At 39.4% G+C, this 9,374-nt stretch carries 9 protein-coding genes; 8 read left to right on the forward strand and 1 reads right to left on the reverse strand.

What is annotated here, in order from left to right; genetic code table 11:
- The first annotated feature begins 7 nt into the window (after window positions 1–7).
- Genes mreC through rodA form a run of 4 tightly spaced genes read left to right on the forward strand, consistent with a single transcriptional unit; the run spans window position 8 to window position 4,628 of the window.
- A complete protein-coding gene (gene mreC, locus ASU31_RS11820; RefSeq protein WP_057932503.1) occupies window positions 8–847 on the forward strand; it encodes a rod shape-determining protein MreC in 840 nt (279 codons plus the stop codon).
- Complete coding sequence (locus tag ASU31_RS11825) at window positions 840–1,355, forward strand: hypothetical protein (RefSeq protein WP_029277298.1); 516 nt, start codon at window positions 840–842, stop codon at window positions 1,353–1,355. The genes mreC and ASU31_RS11825 overlap by 8 nt, the downstream gene beginning before the upstream one ends.
- Complete coding sequence (mrdA, locus tag ASU31_RS11830; protein WP_057932504.1) at window positions 1,355–3,364, forward strand: penicillin-binding protein 2; 2,010 nt, start codon at window positions 1,355–1,357, stop codon at window positions 3,362–3,364. The genes ASU31_RS11825 and mrdA overlap by 1 nt, the downstream gene beginning before the upstream one ends.
- 1 nt (window position 3,365) lies before the next feature.
- Window positions 3,366–4,628, forward strand: coding sequence for a rod shape-determining protein RodA (gene rodA, locus ASU31_RS11835; RefSeq protein ID WP_057932505.1), 1,263 nt, complete (start codon window positions 3,366–3,368; stop codon window positions 4,626–4,628).
- 253 nt (window positions 4,629–4,881) lie between these two features.
- Here the strand turns inward: rodA and ASU31_RS11840 are convergent, their stop codons facing one another.
- Entirely contained in the window at window positions 4,882–6,069 is a 1,188-nt protein-coding gene (locus tag ASU31_RS11840; RefSeq protein WP_057932506.1) for a hypothetical protein, read from the reverse strand.
- Window positions 6,070–6,192: 123 nt separating this feature from the next.
- Between ASU31_RS11840 and ASU31_RS11845 the strand changes: the two genes are divergently transcribed.
- The 4 genes from ASU31_RS11845 to ASU31_RS11860 all read left to right on the forward strand — a co-directional run bounded on the left by ASU31_RS11845 (window position 6,193) and on the right by ASU31_RS11860 (window position 9,305).
- A complete protein-coding gene (locus tag ASU31_RS11845) occupies window positions 6,193–6,774 on the forward strand; it encodes a thymidine kinase (protein WP_057932507.1) in 582 nt (193 codons plus the stop codon).
- Between the two features lie 47 nt (window positions 6,775–6,821).
- Window positions 6,822–7,427: a Crp/Fnr family transcriptional regulator gene (locus ASU31_RS11850; protein ID WP_057932508.1), complete on the forward strand. Its 606-nt coding sequence runs from the start codon at window positions 6,822–6,824 to the stop codon at window positions 7,425–7,427.
- A gap of 76 nt (window positions 7,428–7,503) precedes the next feature.
- A complete protein-coding gene (locus ASU31_RS11855) occupies window positions 7,504–8,436 on the forward strand; it encodes an NAD-dependent epimerase/dehydratase family protein (protein WP_057932509.1) in 933 nt (310 codons plus the stop codon).
- A gap of 47 nt (window positions 8,437–8,483) precedes the next feature.
- Window positions 8,484–9,305, forward strand: a complete 822-nt coding sequence (locus ASU31_RS11860; protein WP_057932510.1) for an SDR family oxidoreductase — start codon at window positions 8,484–8,486, stop codon at window positions 9,303–9,305.
- The last annotated feature ends 69 nt before the right edge of the window (window positions 9,306–9,374 follow it).

Raw genomic sequence — 9,374 nt, forward strand, 5'->3', positions numbered from 1 at the left:
ATGAGCAATGCGTAACCTTTGGATTTTCATCAGCAGATACAACGCATTTTTCTTATTTATCATTTTTTTTATCGTAGGGATTTATCTAACGGTGAAAAACAACTCCTATCAGCGTAGTGTAACTTTAAACTCAAGCAATGAGGTAGTGGGTACCGCATACGAAAGGTTAAATGTTTTTAAACGATACTTAAACCTCGGTATGGTTAACGATAGCCTTGCAGCCGAAAATGCCAAGCTTAAAAGCCAGTTACTGGGATTAACTACGGTAGATACGACCAAAGATGTTAAAGTGGTAGATACGGTTACCAATCAACAATACACTTATTTGGCTGCCAAAGTGGTTAAAAATTCGATCACTTTACGCAACAACGTAATGACCATTAATAAAGGCACTGTTGACGGCATTAAAAGTGGCATGGCCGTTATCGCGCCTCAACGCGGAGTGGTCGGTTTTATCCGTGATGTTTCTGCACATTTGGCAACCATACAATCGCTATTGCATAAAGACACCAAAATAAGTGTGACTTTAAAAAAGAATAATGCCTTGGGCTCGTTGGTTTGGGGCGACGGAAATTTTGACATCAAAAAAGCCTTTGTTAAAGAGGTGCCGAACCACATCAAAATGTATGTGGGCGATACCGTTGTTACCTCGGGTTACGGGTCCTTTCCTGCAGGAATCTTGGTTGGAAAAATCATTAAGCCTAATGTAGCCACCAATGATAATTTCTTATCAGGAGAATTAAATTTATTTACAGATTTTAGCACATTGCAATATGTATATGTGGTTAAAGATAAAAAAGCCGAAGAGCAAAAGGCTTTGGAAAGCTTAGTTAAACCGAATGAATAGTAGAATCATAATTGTAAATGTGATCAGGTGGTTTTTACTCCTTTTTGTGCAGATCTTCCTGCTCAAAAACATGGGCTTTTATGATCTTTCCACACCATTTATCTATGTACTGTTTTTGCTCCTGCTTCCATTCGGGATCCCCAATATTTTGCTGTACTTATTGGCTTTTGGAACAGGCTTAACACTCGATGCTTTTTACGATACCATGGGTGTACATGCTACGGCCTGTGTGGTATTGGCTTTTGTAAGAATTTCCTTTATATCGATAAGTTTAAACCGCGACGCAATTGACGACCCAGAACCATCGTTAAGTTATATGGGTTTCCAATGGTTTTCACTTTATGCTTTTCTTTGCGTTGTTGCACACCACCTGGTGCTGTTCTTTTTAGAAACATTTAGGCTAACCGAAATTGGTTATACCTTAATGAGATGCGGCTTAAGTTGTATCTTTACACTGCTTATTATTTTATTGGTAGAGTTTATATTCTATAGAAGAACACCACGCTAATGGATCAATTATTTAACCGAAAATATATCGTTCAAGGATTATTTATTGTAATCGCCCTGATTTTATTGGGGAAGTTATTTTATATCCAGATTATTAGCGATGCGGCTTTCGTTTCTGCAGAAAGTAATGTTTTACGCAAAATCTATAAATACCCAGCCCGCGGCGCCATTCTAGACCGCAACATGAAGGTGATTGTACAAAATGAACCTGTGTACGACTTAATGGTTACGCCAAATGAAGTAAAACCGTTTGATACCCTGGCACTTGCACAGGCGTTAGACATTACTTTTGAGGATGTTCGCAAAAACCTTAAAAAAGCAAGGGGAAAATCGAGTTATCAGGCCACCCCTTTCCTTAAACAGATTTCTGTTCAAAGTTATGCCCGCCTGCAGGAAACCCTTTACCGTTTTCCGGGCTTTAGAACACAAGACAGAACCATCAGACATTATCCTGATAGTGTTGGTGGACAATTATTTGGCTATGTAAAAGAAGTTAGCCCCACTGATATCGAAAAATCTGAAGGGTTTTATAAACCTGGTGATTACAAAGGCAAAAGTGGCTTGGAGTTTTCTTATGAAGAAACTTTAAGAGGCGAAAAGGGTGTAATTAATACAGTATACGATGCGCACAATACCCCGCAGGGAAGTTATGCTGATGGTAAATACGATGTAAACGCGGTTTCGGGAGAAAGATTGATCTCAGGCATCGATATGAGAATTCAAAAACTCGGTGAGGAATTGATGATGAACAAAGTTGGGGCAATTGTAGCGATCGAACCTGCTTCGGGCGAAATTCTTTCATTGGTAAGTAGCCCCGGCTATGATCCAAATCTTTTAGTGGGCAGAAACCAGGGGAACAACTACATGGAATTTATTGTGGGTAATCCATACCGCCCATCTTTAGTAAGACCAATAATGGGTTACTATCCTCCAGGGTCTTCGTTTAAACCTGTTGATGCGCTAATCGGATTACAAGAAGGCGTAATAGATCCCAATACCACATTCTTTTGTCCGCACTATTATCAGGCTGGAAATAGAAAAATTAAATGTGAACACTTTGATGGTTCAATTTCGCTGAGAAGAGGTATTGCCCGTTCCTGCAACACTTACTTTTGTTATGTTTTTCAGAAGCTAATTACCAAAAACGGGATGAAAAATCAAAGACAAACGTATCAGGAATGGCGTGATAAAGTGGCCAAGTTTGGTTTCGGATCAAAGCTCGATATCGATATGCCCTACGAAAGAAAAGGCTACTTTTATACCGCAGATCACTACGATAAAATTTATGGCAAAAGATGGGGCTACACCAATGTAATTTCGCAGGCTATTGGTCAGGGTGAGATTACCGCTACCCCATTGCAAATGGCAAATGCCATGGCCATAATTGCTAACCGTGGTTATTATATTAAGCCACACTTAATTAAAGGTATAGGCGATAAAAACCTGGTTAAAAAAGAATATGTGGTTAAAAATTATGTGGGGGTGGATGCCAAACATTTCGAACCTGTGATTGACGGTATGCAGGATGCCGTAAACACCAGCTGGGGAACCGCCATACTATCTCGGATTCCAGATGTGGTACTCTGTGGAAAAACAGGAACGGTACAAAACCCACATGGCAAAAACCACTCTGTATTTATAGGCTTTGCGCCAAGAGATAATCCGAAAATTGCCATCGCCGTAATTGTAGAAAATGCGGGTTATGGTAGTACTTATGCAGCGCCAATTGCCAGCTACATGATCGAAAAATATCTGAAAGGTAGTGTTAGCGGTGGAAGAGCTGCTCAGGTAGAATGGATGAAGAATCAAAACTTGCTTCCTTTATTAATCGATAAGACAAAAAAGATCAAATTAACGAAGGCAGATAGTCTTCTACTTAAAAAAGCAGATTCAACCAAAAGGATAAAAGACAGTTTGAGAATTAAATCGGCAACGATAAAACAAACGGTTACTACAAAACCTAAAGAATTAAAGTCAGTAATCATCGATAAACCTGTAATCCAGAAATAAAATGCAGCAGCAACAGGGAAACCGTTTTTTCTTTAATGTAGATTGGATTACTGTTTTAATCTATATTGCCTTATGCGCTATTGGTTTCATCAATATTTATGCTTCCGTTCCACCAGAACAAACCGCTGTGTTTGGCTTTAGCACGCTTTATGGCAAACAGCTTATTTATATCATTACTGGTTTAATTTTAGGCTTATCTATCTTACTATTTGACGGGAGGCTTTTCAATGTCTTCTCACCCTTTATTTATGGTGGTACATTGCTGTTGTTAATGGCTGTATTGGTAATCGGGAATAAGGTAGCCGGGAACCAGGCGTGGATTGCCATAGGCTCGTTCAAATTGCAGCCTGCCGAATTTGCCAAGTTTGGTACAGCCTTGCTTTTGGCGAGATATGTAGGTGCATTTAACCCTAAATTCCGCGATGTTAAATCAATCATGATTGCTGGATTAATCGTGGGCGCACCGCTATTGTTAATTATGCTTCAGCCCGATACGGGTTCGGCATTGGTGTTTCTTGCATTTATGTTCCCGTTGTACCGCGAAGGTTTATCAGGTTACTTTCTATTGATATTTTTGGGAATGATTGTGCTCTTTATTGCCGATTTCTTGGTCCCTACCTATATCTTGATCATCATTATTACCACAATTGCTGGCCTTTTTATCTACAACAACAGAAGAAAACAAAAAATAATTTTTTCTACTGTTTTGGTAACCGTTTTCGCTATTGGCTATCTGTTTTTAATAAAAATTGCCTACGAAAAAGTTTTAGCGCCCCACCAACGTAGCCGTATCGAATTAATGTTAGGGCTTAAAACCGATAATAAAGGTGCAGGTTATAATGTAATCCAATCGCAAATTGCCATAGGCTCAGGACAGGGAACCGGCCGTGGATTTTTACAGGGCACACAAACCAAATATGGTTATGTACCTGAGCAGAGTACAGATTTCATCTTCTCTACCATCGGCGAAGAATGGGGATTTATGGGCTGTGCTGTAGTGATAGGTTTGTATATGTTCCTGCTACTCCGATTGGTTAATTTAGCAGAAAGGCAGCGATCTACATTCTCCAGGGTATATGGTTATAGCGTAGCTTGTATCCTTTTTTTCCACGTTTTTATTAATATCGGGATGACGATTGGCATTATTCCGGTAATTGGGATTCCCCTACCCTTAATTAGTTATGGAGGATCATCGTTATGGAGTTTTACGATCTTACTGTTCATCTTTTTAAAACTCGATTCTAACCGGATGGGATTTATTTAGGCTTTAGTCGGAAGTCGATATTTAGCCTAAAATGCCCTTTTTAAGTTACTTCATTTCGAGCGGAGTGCAACGCAGTCGAGAAATCTATATTAACAGATTTCTCTCCCGAACATTCGGGACTACGCTTCAGTCGAAATGACGACCCCACAATAGATACTGACCTGTAGCAAAGCGGAAAGCTACGCAGTAAAACAAGTTCAGTATGACGACAGCGCAGTGTAACGCCAGCCGCAAGTCGCCTTACGCTATGCGCTTACTTACTAAACCTTCTGTTCAATAATTCGTAAAACTGATCAACCGTAGCCTGTTTATTGGCCCAGTTATTCTTTGCAGCATAATTATTCTGCAGGTAGCTATCTGCGGCTTCGAAGCTGTTCATCTTATTGATGATGTCAATTACTTCCGAATAGGCCAGGTTATAACCATTAAAAAGATCTTTAATAAAAAGTAACTTTTCATTTAAACTAATCGCCTGTTTTAAATCGGCAATAGGTGCTTTAACAGGTTCATCGCTTTTTCCATTTGTTTTGGCAAGCAGATCATTTAAACTTTGTGCAGGTTTAGCGGCTTCGGGCTGTGGAGCTGGTTTTACCGGAACAGCTTCAGGTGTAAACAAAGGACGTTCCTGCTCAACCGGTGGCGAAATGATTGGATCATCCAGTTTCACATCCTTCAGTGCCTCAATAGGCTGAGTAGCAGGTGCAGGTATAGGTTCATCCACTTTAACTGCTACAACAGGCGCTTCTTTCTCTATTATTTCTGGCTCTTCTTCATGCGGAATTAAAAAAGGTTCAGGACCAATTTCATCTTCTTCAGTTGCCACTGGTTCTTCCTGAACAGCTAAAGCATCTTCCTTTTCGTGAATTATCTTTTTACGTGCTAAAATTTCTGCTTCTTCTTTACTTAGAGGACGATCGAAAATTTCTTCAACAGATTTCGCTTCATAATCGAACTGATCGTTTTCATCGTGTGTACCCAATACAAATTCAAAAGTATGGTCGTCCTGGTCAGGCTTAAAGAAATCTTTATTCAAAAGCGATGCAGCTTTTTCTTCTTCAATAATTTCATCATCCAGCACTTCCTGTTTGGGCTTCACATCTATACGTTCTTCTTCTTCCTGGGCAGTAGCCACTTCTTCCAATTCAGCAGGTTCAAAACTTTCACCCTCTTCTACATAACTTTTTTCAGCTTCAGGCAGTATAATGGTATTTTGCTCAGCCAATAGAGCATGGTTTCCAGGTTCGGCGGGCTTATCCTCTATTATGGTATTTAATTTTTTGACGATATTAACATGATCGGAAAGAAAATGGGCATTAGCCAGAAAAAGCTCCAGCTCCAAATCGTTTAATTGCTGAGGGTTTTGAGCTAAAAACTGATATTGCTCATTTAATTCTGTTAAAATGCTGCCGATTTTTCTGAAAATATCCTGTTGGTTCATCATAAAATTAAAACGAATTTTTAGTCGATTTATGTTGGTAACTATGTGTTCAAAAATAACACATAATTCTCATATTTGTTCGGTTTAAAAATTATAGAACGGACATAGGGGAATAAAAAAACAGGCATGTTATTTAGCGAACAAAATTTTAGAAGAAGGGGCGAATTTTCGGGAAGTATAGAAGTAGTATGTGGCTCTATGTTTTCTGGTAAAACGGAAGAACTGATCAGAAGGTTAAAAAGAGCCCAGATTGCTAAACTGAATGTCGAAATTTTTAAACCCCGTACCGATACCCGCTACCATGAAACTGCTGTGGTTTCGCACGATTTAAACTCCATAAACTCTACACCTGTTGATAGCGCTTCGGCCATTTTACTCCTTGGCACCAATACTCAGGTGGTTGGTATAGATGAAGCTCAGTTTTTTGATGATGAACTGCCTGATGTTTGCAATAAACTAGCCCTTAAAGGTATAAGGGTTATTGTTGCCGGCCTGGATATGGATTTTACGGGCAAGCCCTTTGGCCCGATGCCTGCTTTAATGGCCATTGCCGAACATGTTACCAAAGTAAATGCCGTTTGTGTTTGCTGTGGAAACCCAGCCCTATACAGTTACCGTACAGTTGCTGACGAAGCTACTGTTTTATTGGGCGAAAAGGAAAGTTATGAGCCACGTTGCAGAGCGTGTTATAATCTGGACAAAGGATAACACCATTCTTGATTAATCTGTATCTTTAAAAGGATTTAATTATTGATATGGATAAACAATTTAAAATCAATGCTTTTAGAACCGGTTTAGCAAAATTCGTAACTTTCGAAGAAAGCGAATGGGAAATCTTGACGCAGTACCTGAGTTTTTCTACCCTAAAGAAAAAGGAACATTTTGTAGTTGAAGGAAAAGTATGCGATTATATTGCCTTTATTATCCAGGGTGCAGTAAGGCATTATCATGTTAAAGACGGACAGGAAATTACCGGTTATTTTTGTTTTGAAAACGAGCTGGTAAGTGCCTATAAAAGCTTTGTAAAAAGAGTACCGAGTACAAACTTTATTCAGGCCCTGGAGGAAACCCAACTTGTTCTTATTGCTTACGCCGATCTTCAGAAAATGTTAAACCACCCCCTGCTGGCGCTGAAAATGGAGCGGTTTGGCCGTCTGGTTGCTGAATATTACATTTGCTGTTTTGAAGACCGTCTTAATGCTTTTGTTACCCAAAGCCCCGAAGAACGTTATACTGTACTTGAAAAAACTGCAAAAGATATTTTTCAGCGCGTTCCACAGCACTATATCGCCAATTTTTTAGGTATTACACCTGTTTCACTCTCGCGTATCCGTAAACGCACACTCATTTTAAAGGATTAAATTTAATCCTTATCTTTTGTTAACGTTTTCATGGTTCCAAGCCGTATAACTTTGAGCTAATCAAAAAAAAGAAGATATGCACACTATACTTGGCGCCGGCGGACCAACAGCAAACGCACTGACCAGAGAATTAACCAATACTAACCAAAAAATTAGATTGGTTAGCCGAAAACCAATTTCTACAAGCAACCCGAATATAAGTTGGGTTAAAGCCGATTTATTAAACGAAACTGAACTTTTCGCAGCAGCCGAAGGTTCGAAAGTAATATACCTGTGCGCCGGTTTGGTTTATGATGCCAAAGTATGGCAAGAACAATGGCCGATTATCATTCAGAATGTAATTAACTTAACTAAACGGACGGGTGCAAGGCTAATATTTTTTGATAATGTTTATATGTATGGCCTGGTAAATGGCCCAATGACAGAAGATACGCCTTACCATCCCTGTAGTTTAAAAGGAGAAGTAAGGGCAAAGGTAGCCGAACAATTAATGAACGAATCGAAAGCGGGTAAAATAAATGTAACCATTGCCCGTGCTGCAGATTTTTATGGAGCAGAATCGATGAACAGCTTTTTTGACATGATGTTACTCGATAAGTTTGCCAAAAAAAATAGCGCTCAATGGATAGGAAACCCAAATACACTACACAGTTTTACTTACATTGAAGATGCTGGAAAAGCTTTGTTTCTGTTAGGACAAACACCCGATTCTGGCAACCAGATATGGCACCTGCCAACTGCGGCTCCTTTAAAAGGAAAAGCTTTTATAGAAATGGCTGCAAAGATTTATGAAACCAAACCTCAATATTCGACCATTAATAAACTGATGCTACGTTTAGTAGGTTTATTTAAAAAGGTAGTTGCGGGCACTGTAGAAATGTACTATCAGTACGATCATGATTATCATTTCGATTCTACCAAATTTGAAAAGGCTTTTAACTTCAAGCCTACTGCTTATTATGATGGCATTTTAAAATTATCAAAGACAATGTATAAAAAGCAGAATTGACATGAATCAGGGTAAATTATAAAGCTAACTATTTATCTTTAGCACCAATGATTCAAGATAATATGACACATAAAAACAGCATTAAAACCATATCGATTTTAGGCTGTGGCTGGTTCGGCTTGGCTTTAGCCAAAAAACTGATCGGGTTAAATTATACCGTTAAAGGTTCTACCACAAGCCTGGAGAAGTTAGCAATACTTCAGGCTGAAAATATACAGCCGTTTTTAGTCAACTTTACGGCGGAAGCGGTTATGGCCGATCCAGCATTTTTTGAGGCCGATACCTTGTTTATCTGTATTCCGCCAAAGCGAAATTCGACAGAACTCCTTGATTATCCCCAAAAGATAGATTCAATTTTGGCGGCTGCGAAAGATAAATCGAAGCATGCGGTACTGATCAGTTCGACGAGTGTTTATGCTGATGAAAACAAAACAGTAAATGAAACCAGCGAGACACATCCTGATACGGATTCGGGAAGGGTTGTATTAGCCGCAGAAATACTGTTTAAACGCTTATTTCCTGAAAACTGCACCGTGATCCGTTTTGCAGGCTTAATTGGCCCTGACCGTAACCCTGGGAGATTTTTTGCCGGAAAAAGTAATATACCTAATGGTTTAGCTCCCGTAAACTTGATTCACCAAACAGATGCTGTAGGGATTGCAGTCAAACTTTTGGAAAAACAGGCATTTGGTAGAACGTACAATGCCTGCTCGCCAAACCACCCTGCAAAAATGGAATTTTATACCAACGCGGCCAAAAGCACGGGGCTTGCAGCACCTGATTTTATTGCAGAAAAGAAAAATTGGAAAATCGTGGAGAGTATTAACGTGCCGGAATTTTTGGATTATACGTTTGAGGTTGGGGTTTAGATATAGGGGCTTACGTCATTTCGACTGAAGCTTGCCGATTTTTCATCGGCAGCGGAATGGAGAAATCTT

The sequence above is a fragment of the Pedobacter ginsenosidimutans genome (assembly GCF_001442625.1).
GTDB lineage: Bacteria > Bacteroidota > Bacteroidia > Sphingobacteriales > Sphingobacteriaceae > Pedobacter > Pedobacter ginsenosidimutans.